Annotated in this window: 11 protein-coding genes; 7 read left to right on the top strand and 4 right to left on the bottom strand. The window is 73.1% G+C overall.

Annotation, left to right across the window (positions count from 1 at the left end; all coding sequences use genetic code 11):
• Positions 1–327, bottom strand: a 327-nt coding sequence (locus ACYVK5_RS11095; protein WP_460704839.1) for a hypothetical protein, incomplete at its 3' end; no start/stop codon positions are given.
• Between the two features lie 512 nt (positions 328–839).
• Positions 840–1,859 carry a LacI family DNA-binding transcriptional regulator gene (locus tag ACYVK5_RS11090; protein WP_460704837.1) on the bottom strand — a complete coding sequence of 340 codons (1,020 nt, stop codon included), beginning with the start codon at positions 1,857–1,859 and terminating at the stop codon, positions 840–842.
• A 364-nt stretch (positions 1,860–2,223) separates the two neighbouring features.
• Here ACYVK5_RS11090 and ACYVK5_RS11085 point away from each other — a divergent pair, with 364 nt between their 5' ends.
• The 6 genes from ACYVK5_RS11085 to ACYVK5_RS11060 are packed head-to-tail and all read left to right on the top strand — an operon-like array spanning position 2,224 to position 10,605.
• On the top strand, positions 2,224–3,558 hold the full coding sequence (locus ACYVK5_RS11085; RefSeq protein WP_460704835.1) for an ABC transporter substrate-binding protein: 1,335 nt from the start codon (positions 2,224–2,226) through the stop codon (positions 3,556–3,558).
• Positions 3,559–3,586: 28 nt separating this feature from the next.
• A complete protein-coding gene (locus ACYVK5_RS11080) occupies positions 3,587–4,600 on the top strand; it encodes a carbohydrate ABC transporter permease (protein ID WP_460704833.1) in 1,014 nt (337 codons plus the stop codon).
• The gene (locus ACYVK5_RS11075; protein ID WP_460704831.1) at positions 4,597–5,541 is read left to right on the top strand and encodes a carbohydrate ABC transporter permease; all 945 of its coding nucleotides are present in this window, start codon (positions 4,597–4,599) and stop codon (positions 5,539–5,541) included. The genes ACYVK5_RS11080 and ACYVK5_RS11075 overlap by 4 nt, the downstream gene beginning before the upstream one ends.
• A gap of 59 nt (positions 5,542–5,600) precedes the next feature.
• The gene (locus ACYVK5_RS11070; RefSeq protein ID WP_460704829.1) at positions 5,601–6,551 is read left to right on the top strand and encodes a family 43 glycosylhydrolase; all 951 of its coding nucleotides are present in this window, start codon (positions 5,601–5,603) and stop codon (positions 6,549–6,551) included.
• Positions 6,548–8,965 (top strand): glycoside hydrolase family 36 protein, encoded by a 2,418-nt coding sequence (locus ACYVK5_RS11065; protein WP_460704826.1) that lies wholly within the window; start codon positions 6,548–6,550, stop codon positions 8,963–8,965. Before ACYVK5_RS11070 ends, ACYVK5_RS11065 begins: the two co-directional genes overlap by 4 nt.
• Positions 8,962–10,605, top strand: coding sequence for a family 43 glycosylhydrolase (locus ACYVK5_RS11060; protein WP_460704824.1), 1,644 nt, complete (start codon positions 8,962–8,964; stop codon positions 10,603–10,605). Before ACYVK5_RS11065 ends, ACYVK5_RS11060 begins: the two co-directional genes overlap by 4 nt.
• A 2,006-nt stretch (positions 10,606–12,611) precedes the next feature.
• On the opposite strand, the gene ACYVK5_RS11055 is transcribed toward ACYVK5_RS11060, so the two are convergent.
• Positions 12,612–15,392 carry a substrate-binding domain-containing protein gene (locus ACYVK5_RS11055; protein WP_460704822.1) on the bottom strand — a complete coding sequence of 927 codons (2,781 nt, stop codon included), beginning with the start codon at positions 15,390–15,392 and terminating at the stop codon, positions 12,612–12,614.
• 133 nt (positions 15,393–15,525) lie between these two features.
• Positions 15,526–16,230 (bottom strand): class I SAM-dependent methyltransferase, encoded by a 705-nt coding sequence (locus ACYVK5_RS11050; protein ID WP_460704820.1) that lies wholly within the window; start codon positions 16,228–16,230, stop codon positions 15,526–15,528.
• Between the two features lie 70 nt (positions 16,231–16,300).
• Here ACYVK5_RS11050 and ACYVK5_RS11045 point away from each other — a divergent pair, with 70 nt between their 5' ends.
• Positions 16,301–17,095: an MBL fold metallo-hydrolase gene (locus ACYVK5_RS11045; protein WP_460704818.1), complete on the top strand. Its 795-nt coding sequence runs from the start codon at positions 16,301–16,303 to the stop codon at positions 17,093–17,095.
• Positions 17,096–17,239 lie beyond the last annotated feature (144 nt).

Below are 17,239 nucleotides of genomic sequence, written 5' to 3'. Positions count from 1 at the left end.
GTAGTTCGAGCCGTCGCCGCCACGGACGATCGTCTCGACGGGGCGCGGGCTCCAGTCGGCGGCCGAGCGACCGTTGGCGACCAAGCGGTCCCAGCCGCCGGTCCAGGGTTGGCTGCCGGCGGCCACGCGGTCGGCGGCCCGGGCGAGGCCGGCCGCGGTGTGCAGCATGCTCGGGTGGGCGGCGACCGCCGCGGCCGGGATCGAACCGGCGGTCCAGGCGAGCAGCGGGGCGGCCGCCGCGGCGCCGAGCACCGTGCGGCGTGACACGGGCGTCCGGGCGAGCGAGGTGATCCGCGGTGTCCGCGGCGGGGGAGGGGTGGACGACATCGTTGTCTCCGTTCGTTCCTGCGACTCGTCGCCGAGCCGCCGTGGGACCTTCGTCGTCCCTTCGTCATCGTCGGCGCCGGGACGGAGGGACCGATCGAATGAGAAAACGTTATCACCCAGTGGGTGAATTTGGGAGACCTGTCGTACTTCGACGGCGTGGGCGGTGCGGCGGGCGGTGACGCGGGTGATGTGGCGCGCATGGCCGGTCATGGCATGGCCGACTACGCGGAAGATCGGTCCTTTGGTGAGTGATCGGCCGTTCGAACTGCCGATCGCTCACCAAAGGATCGACCGCGTGGGAAGCCGCCGGCGCGCCGCACCCGCGTGGGCGGGTGTGCTCCGGCCAGCCGGGTTGTGGTCGGGGGTTTTCCGTGTGGTCGGTCAAGTGATTGACCGACCACACGGAAAACCCCCGACCATGCGCAGGTCCCCCGACCACACGGAACCGTGGGCCCGCCACCCGCCACCCGCCACCCGTCACCCGCCACCCGCCACCCGCCACCGCACCCCGGTCAGGCGCGGGGTGGGGCCGTGGACTCGCGGACGACGAGCTGGGGGACGACGACGCTGGCCGCCCCTGCGGGCTCCCCGTCCACGAGACGTGCGAGCAGCGTGAAGGCGCGTTCGCCCAGGTCCTCGAAGTCCTGGTCGACCGTGGTGAGCGACGGCTGCCACATGTGGACCAAGGGCTGGTCGTCGAACCCGATGACCGACACGTCCGCGGGCACCTGGATGCCCCGGTCCGCCAGGGCGCGCATGAGGCCGATCGCGATCTCGTCGTTGCCGCACAGCACTGCGGTGACGTCGTCGCGGCCGGCGATGCGCTCGCCCCACCGGTAGCCGGAGGCGGCGTCCCACTCGGCGTTCATGACCGGCGGGGCGGCGATGCGGGCGTCGGTGAGCGCGGCGCGCCAGCCGTCGGTGCGGCCGGAGTGCTTGCCGGCGGTGGGGCCCGCGATGTGATGGACCGTGCGATGCCCCAGGCGCAGCAGGTAGGCGGTGGCCTCGCGCGCCGCGGTGCGCTCGTCGATCAGCGCCGCCGGGATGCCTCCCGAGCGGCGCGAGCCGCCGCCGGCGACGACGACCGGCAGCCCCTCGGGGAGCATGTGCCGGGCGTTGATCCCCGCCCGGTCGAACTCCAGGGCGATCGCGCCGGCGGTCGGTTGGGACAGGGCGAGGTCGATGGCGCGGCGGATGTGGTCGTCGTCGCTCGACTCCACCACCGTGATCGTCACGGACATGCCCGCGCGGCGCGCGGCCGTCTCGATGCCCTTCAGCGTGCGCGCGTACCCGTAGTTCGCGGTGCCGCCGGAGAGCACGGACACCAGCGTGCGCCGTCCGGAGCGCATCGATCGTGCGGCTCCGTTCGGCCGGTAGCCGAGGCTCTCGACCGCCCGCTGGACCCGTTGGGCCAGTTCGGGGGCGACGTACTTGGTCCCGTTCAGGACGCGCGAAACCGTGGGCACCGAGACCTGGGCCTCCCGCGCGACGTCGGCGAGGACCGGCGCGCGATATCGCTTCTGCGTCGTCATGACCCGAGGATATGCGCTGATCCACCTTGGATGATCGTTTTCCCGCGCGCGTCACCCCTGTCCCTGACCGTGTCGAGGGCATGCCATGGGCTGGATACAGGGCCTTGCGTCCCGCCGATGGCGTGTGCTTTGCAGCGAACGGAGGGGCCGCCGTGTCACGAGTTGGTGACGGACTCTTGCCATGATCCCGGGCCTGTGTAGGATAACGATATCCCGCCACGCCGCTCATGGCCGAGCAGCCTGTCGCGGGATGCCAGAGCTATCCCACCGAACCGTCGGCGGGATGCCTTGCGCTCGTGAGAACGATTTCCCGTCCGAGGGTGTGACGGGTGTCGTCCACGGGCCGTCTCGAAGGAGAGAGCTGATGAGGATCAACCGCACCCGGTGGGTGACGACGGGAGTCGCCGCGGCGGCGACCGTGAGCCTGGCCGCCTGCTCCAGCGGCGGATCGGCCGCCGAGCCCGGCGGGCCGGAGGAGCAGGCGGGCCCCGTGGCCCTCGAGATCTGGGGCTGGAACGCGGAGACCGGCGAGCAGATCGTCGACGCGTTCAACGAGGCTCAGGACGAGGTGGAGGCCGAGTACGTCCTGCAGGCCAGCAACGTCGCCACCCAGACCAACTTCCAGAACGCCATGGAGGCCGGCTCCGACGTCCCGTGCCTGGTCCAGGGCTTCGCGCCGCTGACGACGATGGTCGTCAGCGGCTGGGCGCAGGACATCACCGAGCTGGTCGAGGGCTCCACCGACCTGTACAACGAGGGCGCGCTCGCCTCGGCGCAGGTCGACGGCCGGTACTACGGCCTTCCGGCCGGGGCGGACGGCCAGTTCTACATGGTGAACCAGAAGACGTTCGACGAGTACGGCGTAGAGGTCCCCACCACCTGGGACGAGTTCGTCGAGGTCGGCCGCGAGCTCAAGAAGGACGGCGTCGACATCACCAACCTGGCGGGCGAGGACCCGAGCGTCCTGATGAACCTGGCCCAGCAGGCCGGCGCCGAGTGGTTCGCGATCGACGGTGACCAGTGGGTGGTGAACTTCACCGACGAGCGGACCCTCGCCGCGGCCGACGTGGTCCAGCAGCTCATCGACGAGGACCTGGTCTCCAACGAGACCTACATGGACCGGCCCGCCCTCTACAAGTACTTCGACTCCGGCAAGATGGCCTCCACGACCACGCAGTGGTGGTCGCTCACGGGCCTGCAGACCAACATGCCGGACTCCGGCGGTGACTGGACGGCGCACCCGATCCCGCAGTTCGCGGATGCGGCCGCGCCCGTGACGCCGGGGCGTGCCACCGCGTCGTTCGTGCCCGTGGGCTGCGAGCACCCCGAGGCGGCCGCGGCCTACGGCGACTGGCTCACCACGTCCGACGCGATCGAGGCCGGCCGCAACGCCGAGACGGGCGCCGTCAGCTTCCCCACGCAGATCCCGGACCCGTCCGACTACGTCGACGAGGTGGTCCCCGAGGGCTTCTTCGCCGACGACAAGGCCGCGGCCGACGAGATCGTGTCCGCCCAGGCGCAGGTGATCGGCAAGTTCGAGCTCGGCCCGAACTACGACGCCTGGTTCCCGGAGCTGCAGGACCAGTGGGGCAAGGCCGTCGCAGGGAAGGTCACGCTCGCGGAGGCGCTGACCGCCGTGCAGGAGTTCGTCGCCTCGGACCTGGAGAGCAAGGGCATCTCCTACACCGTCGCCGAGTGACCCACTGATCCACGAGGGGAGGACGCCGATGTCCGTCAACACACAAGACAACCGCACCGTCGCGCGCGATCCGGTCCCGCCGGTCCGGGACCTGCCATCCGGCAGTCGGCCCAGGCGCGGCTCCTCCCCTCGTGGGCGTACCCCGTTCTGGAACTGGCGAACCGCCCAGAGCGTCAAGGGCGCCTCGCTCACCTTCCCGTTCCTCGCCGGCTTCACACTGTTCGTGATCGTGCCGGTCGCGATGGCCCTCCGGGAGAGCGTCTACGCCACGAAGTCCACGGGCGGCCTGGGCTTCGGCGGCGAGACCGTCACCTTCGCCGGGCTGGACAACTTCGTCGCCGGCTTCGCCGACGGTTCCTTCTGGGCGGGGATGCTCAGGGTGTTCCTGTACGCCCTGGTCGTGGTCCCGCTGACCCAGGTGCTGAGCCTTGCCCTGGCACTCCTGCTCGACGCCGCGCGGCGCCGGGCCGCAGCCCGGTTCCGGGTCGCGCTGCTGCTGCCCTACATGGTGCCGGGCATCGTCGGGACGATGGTCTGGATCTACCAGTACAGCCCGGTGGTCGGGCCGCTGACCCCGTTCTTCGAGCTCTTCGGGCTCGACGTGAACTTCTTCTCCAGCTCGATGGTCTGGGTGTCGATGGGCAATCTCGCGATCTGGAGCGCACTCGGATTCACGATGCTGATCCTCTACGGGGCGCTCCAGTCCGTGCCCCACGAGGTCTTCGAGGCGGCCCGCCTCGACGGCGCGTCCGAGCTGCGGATCGCGTGGTCCATCAAGGTCCCGTTCGTGCGCGGGTCGCTGGTGCTGACGTCGCTGCTCTCGATCATCGGCACCCTGCAGCTGTTCGACCAGCCCTTGCTGTTCCGGGCGATCACCCCCGAGACCATCACGCGGGACTTCACGCCCGCGATGATGATCTACGACCAGGCGTTCATGGTGGGCAACCTGAACTACGCCACGGCGCTGTCGATCATCCTCGCCCTCGTCGTCGGCATCGCGTCCGCGATCATCTACCGCTTCATCAACAGGGAAGAGCCATGAGCGACACGACACTCGTGCCCGATGCCGTGGTCGACGAGAAGACCACGCGCAAGCCCGTCCGCCGTCGTCGTCGGCGGGTCGAGGAGTACTCCTCCGTCGCGGAAGCCCGCGGCTCCTCCCGCTGGGTCGTCCTGGGGGTACTCGTCGCCCTGACGCTGTACGCCGTCGGGCCGCTGTGGTGGCTGCTCGTCGCGGCGACCAAGAGCAGGCGGGAGCTGTACACCACCAGCGGGCTCTGGTTCGGCGAGTTCAACCTGTGGGAGAACCTGGCCACCCTGCTCACCTACCAGGACGGGATCTTCGGCCGCTGGCTGTGGAACACCGTCGTCTACGCGGGGCTCGGTTCGCTCGGCCTGACGCTGGTCGCGCTCGCGGCGGGCTACGGCATCGCGAAGTACCGGTACCGGGGGCGCGGGCTGACGATGGGCCTGATCATCGGGTCGTTCCTGATCCCGGGTTCGCTGATGGTCGTGCCGACCTTCATCCTCTTCGTGCAGCTCGGCCTGTACGACACGATGTGGGCGATGATCCTGCCCGGCATGTTCGGGTCGTTCTCCGTCTACCTGGCCAAGGTCTACGCCGAGGGCGCCATGCCGTCGGAGCTCATGGAGGCCGCCCGCATCGACGGCGCGGGGGAGTACCGGATCTTCTTCTCCATGGGCCTGCGCCTGATGTCCACGGCCGGCGCGACGATCTTCCTGCTGCACTTCGTGGCGTCGTGGAACACGTTCATGTGGCCGCTGGTCTTCCTCAAGGGCGTCGAGAAGTGGCCCGTGATGCTCGGCATGTACTCCTGGCTGCAGCGCGGCATCGACAGCACGGTGGACCTCACCAGCCTCGTCATCACCGGGTCGCTCGTCTCGACCATCCCGATGGTGGTGCTCATGATCGCGATGCAGCGCTACTGGCGCTCCGGCGTCACCATCGGCAGCCTCAAATGACCGCGGGCGCCCGCCCGCTCCGCCGTCGGCCCCACCACCCTCCGGAGGTTCTCTTGACCGTGCCCTCGCGCGCCCCGCGCGGCACCATCGCGCCCGGCCGCCTGTTCGCCGACCAGGGCGGCGACGTCGCCCAGCTCCACGGCGCCGGGATCCAGCAGTACGACGGCGTCTTCTACGCCTGGGGCGAGGACAAGACCCACGGCGGGACGTTCGGCGGGGTGGCCTGCTACTCGTCCCCGGACCTCGCCACCTGGACGTCCCACGGGCACGCGCTCGCCGTCGACGACGCCATCCCCGACCTCGCGCCCGGCCGGGTGATCGAACGCCCCAAGGTGCTGCGCAACCCCGCCGGGACCTACGTCATGCTGCTGCACGTCGAGTCCGCCGACTACTCCTACGCCCGCGTCGGGTGGGCCGCCGCGGACCGGCCCGAGGGCCCCTACACCTACCTGCGCTCCGAGCGCCCGCTCGGCAACATCAGCCGCGACATCGGCGTCTTCGCCGACGACGACGGGACCGGCTACCTGCTCAGCGAGGACCGCGAGCACGGGCTGCACGTCTACCGGCTCTCCGCCGACTACCTCGCCGTCGACGAGATCGTCTCCACGACGCTCACCCCGCCCAGCGACCACCCCGCCGGCCCCCACGGCTACGAGTCGCCCACCATGGTCAGGGCCGACGGCCTCTACTACCTGTTCGGCTCCGACCTGACCGGCTGGTCCACCAACGACAACAAGTACGCCACCGCGCCCTCCCCGGCCGGCCCGTGGAGCGACTGGCGCGACTTCGCGCCGCCCGGATCGGCGACCTACGACTCGCAGGTGTCCGTCGTCGTCCCCGTGCGCGGCAGCGAGACCACGAGCTACGTCTACGCCGGGGACCGCTGGAACAAGGACGACCTCTTCCACTCCGCACCCGTCTGGCTCCCGATGCGGATCCAGGACGGCCGGGCCGAGCTGGAATGGCGCGACACCTGGACCCTCGACCCGGCGACCGGGGTGATCGCGTGACCGTGACGCTGCCCGGTCTGGCGGGCGACGACGAGCAGTACCTCGAATGGGGAAACGACGTCGTACGGATCGCCGTCGCCCACGGGCCCGGCACCACGCCGCGGCTCGTCGCCCTGTGGCACACCGGCGAACCCCACCCCGACCTGCCCGGACTGCGACGCTCCGCGCTGCCGGTCCTGGAGGTCGCGGTGCTCGGGGACGGCCGGTCGGGCACCTCCGGCAAGCGGCACGTCGACGGCGCCGCCGCCCAGCGGCTCCGCCTGACCGGGCACCGCGAACGGCGGACCGGCCAGGTGACCCTTCTGGAGCTCGACCTCGCCGAGGACGCGACCGGGCTGCGCGCCACCGTCACCTACGAGGCGGCCGACGGCGTCCCCGTCGTGCGGTCCCGGGCCCGGATCACCGCCGACCGCCCCGCGGTCCTCGACCACGCGACCACCGGAGCGCTCGGCGGGCTCGGGCACAGGGCGCGCTGGGAGAACGACCTGGCCGTGTGGGAGGCCGCCAACCCCTGGAGCGGCGAGTTCCGCTGGCACCGGGCGACCCTCGCCGAACGCGGCCTGATCGACGTCGGCATGGTGCGCCACGGCCAGGTCGGATCGAAGAACCGCGTGACACTCACCTCCACCGGCGCGTGGTCCACCTCCGAGCACCTCGCCCAGGGGATCGTCGAGGACGCCCGCACCGGCCGCATGATCGCCTGGCAGGCCGAGACGAACGGCGCCTGGCACGCCGAGCTCGGCGACCGGTACGACGACGTCTACCTGCTGGTCACCGGCCCGACGGCGGCGGAGCACCAGTGGGCGGGGCGCGTCGGGCCCGGCAGCCCGGGCGGTTCAGCGGCCGCCGAGGCCGACGCCGCGACCGGTGCCATGGCCGACGCCGTGGCCGGTCCTGCGGCCGATGCCGCGCCGGACGCCGTGACCGGCACCGCGGCCGGTGCTGGGACCGGCACGACCTTCGACACGGTGCCCGTCAGCCTCGCCGTCGTACCCGGTCATCCCGGAGGGACGGACGCGACCGTGGGGGCGCTCGCGGCCGCGCTGACGGCGGACCGGCGGCGCACCCGCCGGCCGCACCCGGACCACGACCACCTGCCGGTGGTCTACAACGACTTCCTCAACGGGCTGATGTCGGACCCGACGACCGAGCGCATCCTGCCCCTCGTCGAGGCGGCGGCGGACCTCGGCGCGGAGTACTACGTGATCGACGCCGGCTGGTACGACGACGAGTCCGGCGGCTGGTGGGACTCGGTCGGCACCTGGGAGCCCTCGGCCAACCGGTTCCCGGGGGGCGGGCTCGCCGCCGTGATCGACCGCATCCGGGAGCTGGGCATGAAGCCGGGGCTGTGGCTCGAGCCCGAGGTGGTCGGGGTGCGTAGCCCGGTCGCGCGGGAGCTGCCGCCCGAGGCGTTCTTCCAGCGCGTTGGCCACCGTGTCACCGAGTGGGGCAGGCACCAGCTCGACCTGCGGCATCCTGCGGCACGGGCTCACCTGGACGGGGTCGTGGACCGGCTGGTGGGCGAGTTCGGCCTCGCCTACCTCAAGCTCGACTACAACGTGGACATCGGCCCGGGGACGGACGCCGGGGGTACGGAGCCCGCCGGCAACGGACTGCTGGAGCACGGCCGCGCCATGCTCTCGTGGGTAACCGCTGTCATGGACCGCCATCCGGGTCTCGTCGTCGAGGGATGCGCGGCGGGCGGGTCGCGGACGGACGCCGCCGGCGGGGCGGTGTTCCCGGTCCAGTCACTGACGGACCAGCAGGACTTCCGGCTCGTGCCGCCCGTCGCGGCCGCCGCGCCGCTGACCATCCCGCCCGAGCAGGCGGGCGTGTGGGCCTCCGTGGACGGCACGATGACGGCCGAGGAGATCGCGTTCTCGCTGGTCACAGCCATGCTGTCCCGCGTTCACCTGGCCGGTCGGATCGACACGCTCGACAGCGGGCAGCGCGCTTCCGTCCGGGAGGCGCTGGGGGTGCACCGCGCCCTGCGGGCGGCGGCGGCCAGGTCGGTCCCGGTCTGGCCGCTCGGCCTCCCGGGCTGGCGCGACCCGTGGGTCGCACTGGGCGCCCGCGACGGCGCGGACCTGTACCTGGCGGTCTGGCGCCGCGACGCCGACGATGGCCAGAGCGGCGACAGCGTGCGGCTGTACCTGCCTGGCCTCGTCGCCACGGGTGACGCCGAGGTGCTGTACCCGGCCTGGTCGGGCGCGTCCGCCGTCGTTGTCGAGGGAGGTGGAGCCGTCGAGGTCAAGCTCCCCGCACCGGTCTCGGCCCGCCTGCTGCGGCTGCCGGTGGCAGACCGCCCGGTGGCGGCGCGCCCGGTGGCCGACCGCTCGCCGACGGACCGCCCGATGGCCGATCGCCCGTCGGCAGATCGCCCGTCGGCAGACCGCCCAGGGGGTGCCGCGTGAGGGTGACGAACCCGGTGGTGCGCGGCTTCGCGCCGGACCCCTCGGCGATCCGGGTGGGGGACTGGTACTACCTCGCGACCAGCTCGTTCGAGTGGTTCCCGACGATCCCGCTGTACCGGTCGCGGGACCTCGGCCGATGGGAGTTCGTGGGCGGCGTCGACTCCGCGGTGCCGGGCCGGTCGCTGCTCGGCGTCCCGGACTCCGGCGGCATCTGGGCCCCGGCTCTCAGCCACGACGGCGAGGTGTTCTGGGTGGTGTACTCGATCGTGCGGTCGGTCGGGCGCCGGTTCTACGACCTGGAGACCTTCGTGTGCACGGGCCGCGATCCGGCCGGGCCGTGGTCCGAGCCGGTGAAGGTGCCGGGGCACGGGTTCGACCCGTCCGTGCTGCACCACGACGGACGGCACTACCTCCTCAACCTCCAGAACGACTCGCGGGTCGGCGGGCGCCGGTTCGACGGCATCGTCCTGACCGAGCTCGCCGCCGACAGGGCCGACGACGGCACGGTGCGCGGCCTGCGCGCCACGGGGCCGACGCACCTGCTGCTGCAGCGGGACGAACTGGTCGAGGGGCCCAAGATCACCGTCGAGAACGGCTGGTTCTACCTGCTGCTCGCCCAGGGCGGCACCGGCGTCGAGCACGGCGTCCTGGTCGCGCGCAGCCGCTCGCTCACCGGCCCCTACGAGGTCGACGACGTCCCGATGCTGACCACCCGCGACGACCCGTCCGTACCGCTGCAGAAGGCCGGGCACGGGGAACTCGTCCGGGCGCCGGACGGGCGATGGTTCCTCGTGCACCTGGCGTCACGGCCTGTGGCCACCTCGTCCGGGCCGCGCAACCCGCTGGGGCGGGAGACCGCCGTCCAGCCCGTGGTCTGGACCGACGGCTGGCCCCGGCTGGCCCACGGAGGCTGGCACCCGGCGGTCGAGGTGGACCTGCCGGACCTGCTCGGCGCCCAGCCTTCGCTCGAGGTCCTGGGCCCGCCCGGTGCGCTACCTCCGGACGACGCCGAACGCGCACTCGACCGCGCGCCCGGCTGGCCCTGGTCCACGCTGCGCGAACCGGCCGGTGACTGGGTCCGGATCCCGGCCCCCGAGCGGGTCCGGATGCGGGGCCGGATGGGCGCCGAGTCCTTGTGGCAGCAGTCGCTGCTCGCCCAGCGCCTCACCGAGCACCGCACCGAGGCCGCGGTGACCGTCGAGGCGGAGCCGGCCACGTTCACCCAGTCGGCGGGACTCGTGCTCTGGTACGGCACCCGCTCGTACTACCAGCTGCACGTGACCTGGACCGAGCCCGACGGCGAACCCCAGGCGGGCCAGCAGTGGCAGGGCCGCGGGCGGCGCGTCGTGCGCCTGGAGCACGGGCACCCGGACGGCGCCCGCGTCCTGGCGGTCGTCCCCGCGCCCGTCGGGCCGGTGCGTCTGCGAGTCCGCACCGACGGCGCGGCCGGCACGTTCGCGGCGGGCCCGTCCGGCGGGCCGCTCGAGCAGGTCGGGCCGGAGACGGACGTGTCCGAGCTGTCCGACGACTTCGGCGGCGAGCTGCGGTTCACCGGCTCGTTCGTCGGGATCAGTGTCGTCGACCTGGTCGACGGCACGTTCACCGCAGAGTTCTCCGACTGGGTGCACCGGTCGCAGTGACGCACCACCGCGCGGCCGAGGGACGGCCGCGTACCTGGGAGGGGAGATCGATGAGGATCACCACACGGCGTGACCGGCAACGCAGCCGGTGGCGCACCGCAACCGCCGCCCTCGGCGCGGCCGTCCTGAGCGCCACGCTCCTGACCCCGGCCACAGCGGCCACCACTACCGCCGCAGTCACCGCGTCCGTCACGGTTCCGGGTCCGCACCGACGCCACCGCGACCCTCGAGGCCCGGTCCAGGCCGGATGCCGCGACCCACGCCACCGTCACCCTCCCCGACACCGGGGGCGAGTGGCGGTACGTCACCCTCGACATCGACCAGGCCGTGCACCCCGTGTCCCCGGTCGGCTCGAACATCGTGTTCCTGAGCGCCGGCGGCGGGACGGCCGGTAGTGCGTTCGACGGCACGACCGGCGGGACGGCCGACGGCACGACCGGCAGTGCGACCGGCGGGACGGCCCACGTGGACGTCGCGGGCGTCCTCGCCCAGGCCAACGGCACGCTCACGCCCGCGGTGCTCGACGACGGCGCATCGCTGTCCGTCGTCGTGGTCGCCGGGGAGCAGTTCGCCCGCACGCTGCCGATCTCCGGCGGCGAACCCGTCACGCTGGCCCTCCAGGACGCGCCGTCGTCGGCGAGCCTCACCGCGGACGGGACGCTCACCTGGACGCCCGGCGCCGACGACGTCGGGACGCACCGCCTCGTCGTCGTCGCCTCGCATGAGCAGACCGACGCGGCCCTGCCGGTGACCGTCACCGTCGCCCCCGACCGGGCGGCCGCCGTCGACGCGAGCCTCGAAGGGCTCCAGGAACCGGCGTCGTACACCGCGACCACCTGGGCCGACGTCGCCGCCGCACGTGACGCCGCACGAGACGGCATCGAGGACGCGGACCCGAGCGAGTTCGCCGCCTTGCTCGACGACCTCCGCGTCGCCGTGGACGGCCTCGCGCTGCTCGACCCCCGCCTGCCCGACGGCACGCTGGACTTCTCGCGGATCGTCGACTCCCCGCTGTCCACCCCGACCCTGATCGCCCTCACCGACGGCGACAACCAGACCACCTGGGGCGACCAGCGCGTCCCCGGCATGGTCCTGGACTTCGGCATCGGGTACCGCGTCCGGGCCGACGCCTTCGGCTTCCTCGCCCGCGACACCTTCCCCAACCGCGCCGAGGGCACCAACGTCTACGGCTCCGACGACGGCGAGACCTGGACCCTCCTCACCGAGCACCCCAACGCCGGCGACGACGTCGCCATCGAGCAGGTGCCGGTCCGCGAGGACGTCCGCGACACCCGGTTCCGCTACCTCAAGCTGCAGATCGACGAACCAGGCGTGCCGACCGACCCCGCCTACCCGGCCGTCATCTGGACCCTCGCCGACTTCCGGATCGACGGCGAACGCACCGAGGTCGGCCTCGACACGGTCCTGGAACTGGCCGACGCCGTCGACCTGACCCCCTTCTCGCGCGCCTCCCGCGTCCTGTTCACCCGCGAGGTGGAGGCTGTCCGCAAGGCCGGCCGCCACCGCCGGCACCCTGTCGACCGACTCCTGGCAGGAGATCGTCCTGGACGAACCGGTCACCGTGGGCGCCGTGCGGGTCCTGGCGGCCTCGGGGAACACGAACCTCGCCGAGGTCGAGCTCGTGCGGTCGATCACGGACACCACCGCGGTCCGGCTCTACCTCGACGAGACCGACGGCCTCGACGAGGACGACTGGACGCGCCGGAGCTGGGCCAAGCTCACCGAGGCCCGGGAGGCGGGCGCCGCCCTGCTCGCCGACGGCGCCGGCCCCACCCAGGAGGAGGCCGACGCCGTGGCCGAGGCGCTCGCGGAGGCGGTCGACTGCCTGAGGCCGGTTCCCGGGCACGGCGGACGGCCGGGTTGGCCGCCAGGGGGCGGGCCCGACCGGCGATGAGCTGGCCTGCGCCGGGCCATGAGCTTGCTTACGCCCGGAGGGGTCGAGGCGTAAGCAAGCTCATGGTCGGCCGTTCGTCCACCCGGCGCGGTCAGTCGGCGCAGGCCGACGTCGCCCTCGCGATGCCGTCGTCACGGAGCGTCGGGAGGCCGCCCGGGCTGCCGAGGCCGCCGACGTTGCTGAAGACCGCCAGCATGAGGTCCTCGATCCCGCCCGCGCCCGAGGCCGCCAGGGACGGCCGGGCCCCGGTGCGGTCCTCGATACGGGCCAGCAGGCAGCGGTCGGGTTCGTGGCCGGCCGCGATCGGGTAGACGCGGACCGGGCGCTCGGCCGCGCCGAGGGCGTCCAGCGCCTCGTCCACCGCCGCCCGGCTCGGAGCAGGGCTGTCGCGTCCGTCCGTGATCACGATGACGGCCTGGACCCGCTCGTCGTCGGACGTCGCGGGAACCTGCTTGCCGAGGTGGCGGTGGGCGTCGCCGATCACGTCGAGCAGCGCGGTCCCGTCCCCGGCGGACACGGGCAGCGCGTCCCGCCACCCGGGAGCCGGGCCGGCGTCGTCCGGGTCGCAGAGGTCGCGGGCGCCGCCGTCGCCGGCCGGTGCGAGTCCGGGGCGGTCGGCGGGGGCGGCGGCGAGCGACCACACCGCTACCTCGTCGTCGGGGCCCAGCCGCGCGACGATCCGGCAGGTCGTCGCCATGGCGTCCTCCAGCGGCGCACCGGCCATGGAGGGGGAGTCGTCCACCACGACGACGACCTGGGCCCGCTTGGTGAACCCCTCCCAGCCGTAGCGCATGGCCCGGACGACGTCGGTGGCGGGCGGGGCGACGAGTTGTGCCGGCTCCGCGCCGACGACGTCGCGCAACATGCCGGTCGGCGCGGTCGCGTCGTCCCGGTCCCGGAAGCCCTCGGCGCGGAACCGGTCCTGCCGGTCCGGGTGCGTCAGGAACCGGTAGAACTTCTCGGCGGCTCGCCGCTGGTCCTCGCCCAGCCCCTCCCGCACGAGGAACGGATGGTCCAGCCGCACCGTCCCCTCGGCGGGCTGGAGCGCGACCAGCGGGTCGCCCGCGCCGGGCGGCGTGTCCGTGTCGGAGCAGGGCGCGGGGCGCCCGGCGGGCCGGCCCCGGTTGTACTGGAAGGCCAGCTGCTCCTCGATCACGACGGCGTCGACCGGGGGCACCGTGCCGCAGTACAGGTCCTCCAGGTAGAGGGTCGCCTCGGCGCCGTGGCTCCGCGACGACCCTTCGAGCGACCGCACCCATTCGATGACGCGCTGGTCGCGCAGCAGGTCGGTCGTCACCGGGCGGCGGGTGTCCCGGGTGGCGCCGACGGCGGCGTCGTACACGGCGACGGTCTCGGCCAGCCCCGAGGTCGACCAGAGCGGGTTGTCCCGGCCGAGCAGGACGTCGTCGTCGGCCCCGACGGCCTTCTCGTGGATCGCCGCCCACGACACCTCGGGCCACGTGCCGAGCCGCGACTCCGGGACGGCGACCGACATGACGCTCGAGGTGACCGGGCCGAGCGAGGCGAACGCCGGTGCGGGCTCGTCGGCGAGCAGGCCGTGCCACAGGGACGACGTCGGCAGCCACAGGTCCGGCCGCGGCGGCGACACGGACTGGCCCGCGCCGACGTTCTCCCTGATCACCCGAGCGTCCCAGTCGCCGGCGAGCGCCTCCATCGTCGCTCCGGAGGTGAGCCCGTGGACGCGGACGTCGACGCAGCCGAGGCCGAAGTGCCGGGCTCGCGAGAACTCGGCGGCGAGCTCGGTGACGATCTCGTCCTTCTCGGTGGAACTGCTGACGTTCAGCTCGACGCAGCGGTCCGGCCCGGGGGTGAGCGACGGCGGGAGCAGCCGGCTCGCGGACACGGCCCACAGGGTGACGGCGACGGTGAGCACCGCGACGGCCGCGGTGGCGATGCCGGGCCGGTTGCGCCGGGCCCAGGCGCGGACGCGGGCGAGGCGGTGCGTGCTCCACAGGTTCACGCCGGAGACGACGGCCCGGACCAGCCGCACGGCCCGCGGCGCGGGCACGTTGAGGTCGGCGAAGCTCGGGGCGGACCGGCCGGTGAGGACCGTCGCGCCGGGTGCGGGTGCGGTGTCGAGGATGCCGAGCAGGCGGCCGCTCTCGTCGTCGACGACGGGCGAGCCGACGAAGTCGGCGTCCTCGGGCACCTGCGTGCCGGGGGCCAGGACGACGCGGATTGCGGAGCGGTCGCCGCGGGGCTCGACGTGGCCGGCGAGCATGGTCGTGTCCCACGAGGCGCCGGTGGTCGGGCGGCCGAACACGTGCACGGCCGCGCCGGTGCCGGGTGTCGCGAGGCGGAAGGGGAGGATCCGGCGGGGGAGGCGTTCGCCGGCGGGCACGTCGAGGGCCGCGATGACCTCCTGGTCGTCGCCGCCGACCTGCCGGACCGTGCGCTGGTAGTCCCACGGGCCGGCGGCCGACTCGACGAGGGGGAACGCGACCCGGAACACGGCCGGCACCGGAGGGGCGCCGCGGGTGGCGTCGTCGGTGGCGTCGCGCGTGGGGCTCCGGGTGGCGACGTGCTGGGGGATCAGTACGCGCCGGGGCGTCACGACGACGCCGAGTCCCGCGTACCGGTCGTGCGTGTCGTACACGATCGCCACGGCACTGCGCATCCGCAGGAAGCGTGCTCGCGCGGTGGCGCCCTGCCCGATCTGGATGAGGACCTCGGGGACGAGGACGACGAGCACGGCGAGCCAGAACGCGGGATCGGTGAGGAAGCCCCCGGAGCTCAGCGTCCCGACGAACGCCGAGCTCATGACGGCGGCGATGGTGTACGTGACCGACCGCACCACGATCTTGAGGTATCTGACGAACGGTGCGCGTTCCACGATGCGCGGCATCCTCATGGCGGCTCCTCTGCTGACTCCGCCGAGACTGCCTCAGGTTCGCCGGGACGGGTTCCGGCGGAGGGGCGCGGGGCGTTCCGGTCGGACGGTCCCGGTGGCGGAGGGGGCGGGACCTGCCCCGGCGGACGTGGGATCAGCGGCTGAAGAGGCCCGCGTTGAGGAAGTCGGCGCCGAACGTTCCCTCGACGTCGGGCCGCACCGCGCGCAGTTCGACGGGCCGCAGGGACGCGAAGATCCGCTCGAGGTCGTCGAGCGTGAAGGACATACCGCCCGCGGTGTCGCCGGTCGCGAGGATGTCGCGGTCGCCCGGGCTCGGTTGCCGCTCCTGGGAGAAGGCGACGATCGCGTAGTGGCCGCTGAGTCGCAGCAGGGGCAGGAGCCGCTGGAGGTAGGTGATGCGGCGGTGGGGCGCGAGGTGGTGGAAGCAGCCGGAGTCGTAGATCAGGTCGAACGGCCCGGCCGGGAGGGGGTCCCGCAGGATGTCGAGTGCGTGGACCTCCATGCGGCTCGGGAGCGTCGGCCGGACCTCGTCGAGGACAGCGGCGGCGAGGTCGACGCCGACGACGTCCGCACCGCGCTCGGCCAGCCATCGCCCGTTGCGCCCGTTGCCGCAGCCGACGTCGAGGACGCGGGAGCCGGCGACGTCGCCGAGCAGGTCGCGCGCGTGCCAGTCGGCGAGTGGCTCGTCGGGGAGCGTCGTGTTGAGGGGGTGGCCCTCGCGCCGCAGGAGCTGTTCCCAGAACCCGGCGGCGCCGGCGCTCGTGCGGTCCCCGCGTTCGTGCTCGGCGAAGGCCCCGTCAAGGGCCTCGAACAGGTCATCGATCGTCCCGATCCGCATGTCCGAATCATCCCACATTGCACCGCCGCCGGGGGCCGCGGGGCGGCGGGGTGCGGAGTACCGTGTCCCGGTGAGTGCCGCACCTCAGGTTCATGTCGTCGTCGCGCCCGTGTTCGGGGCCAACTGCTGCGTGGTAGCGGCCGGTGGGGGCGATGCGGGGGAGCAGGACTGCGTGATCATCGATGCCGGTGCGGGCGTGGCCGACGGCGTCGCCCGGGTCGTCGAGGAGCAGCGATTGCGTCCCCGAGCCGTCCTGGCCACCCACGGCCACGCGGACCACACCTGGGACGCGGCCGAGCTGTGCGCTCGGTACGACGTGCCGATGTGGCTGCACGTCGCGGATGCGTACCGGCTCGACGATCCGTTCGGCACACTGGTCGGCGCCGCGGGCGAGGCGATCGTGAGCGGCGCCCTCGGCCGGGAACTGGCCGGCCTCGGGTTCTCCCCGGAGACGTACCGCGCCCCGGTGCCGGTGGAGGGTTTCGGCGCGGACGGCGGGTCGGCGGACCTCACGTTCGGCGCGGTGACCCTGCGTGCCGTGCACGCACCGGGGCACACGGAAGGCTCCACCCTCTACGTGCTGGACCTGCAGGAATGGGGCGGCGCTGCGGGCCGCGCCGGGACGGCCGCCGAGGCCGACGGCGTGACTGCGGACAGCGCGCCGTCCGGGATTGCGTTCACCGGTGACGTCCTGTTCGCGGGCTCGATCGGTCGCACGGATCTGCCCGGCGCCGACGACGCAGTGATGCGCGCGACGCTGCGCGACGTCGTCGCTCACCTGGATCCCCGCCTCGCCGTCGTCCCGGGCCACGGGCCGACGACGACGGTCGGTCAGGAACTGGCGACCAACCCGTTCCTGGGGTGATCTGGGCGGGGCGCGGGTGGGCGATGCGGTCGGCCGGTTGTCCGTGCGGTCGGCCGCTCGGGGGACCGACTGCACGGTCATCGGACCGACCATTCGACAAGTGACTGCGCCGGGCTGCTCGACTGGGCCGGGCTGCGCGGGCGA

It is taken from the genome of Myceligenerans halotolerans (assembly GCF_054782975.1).
This window is presented reverse-complemented; position numbering and strand designations above follow the sequence as displayed.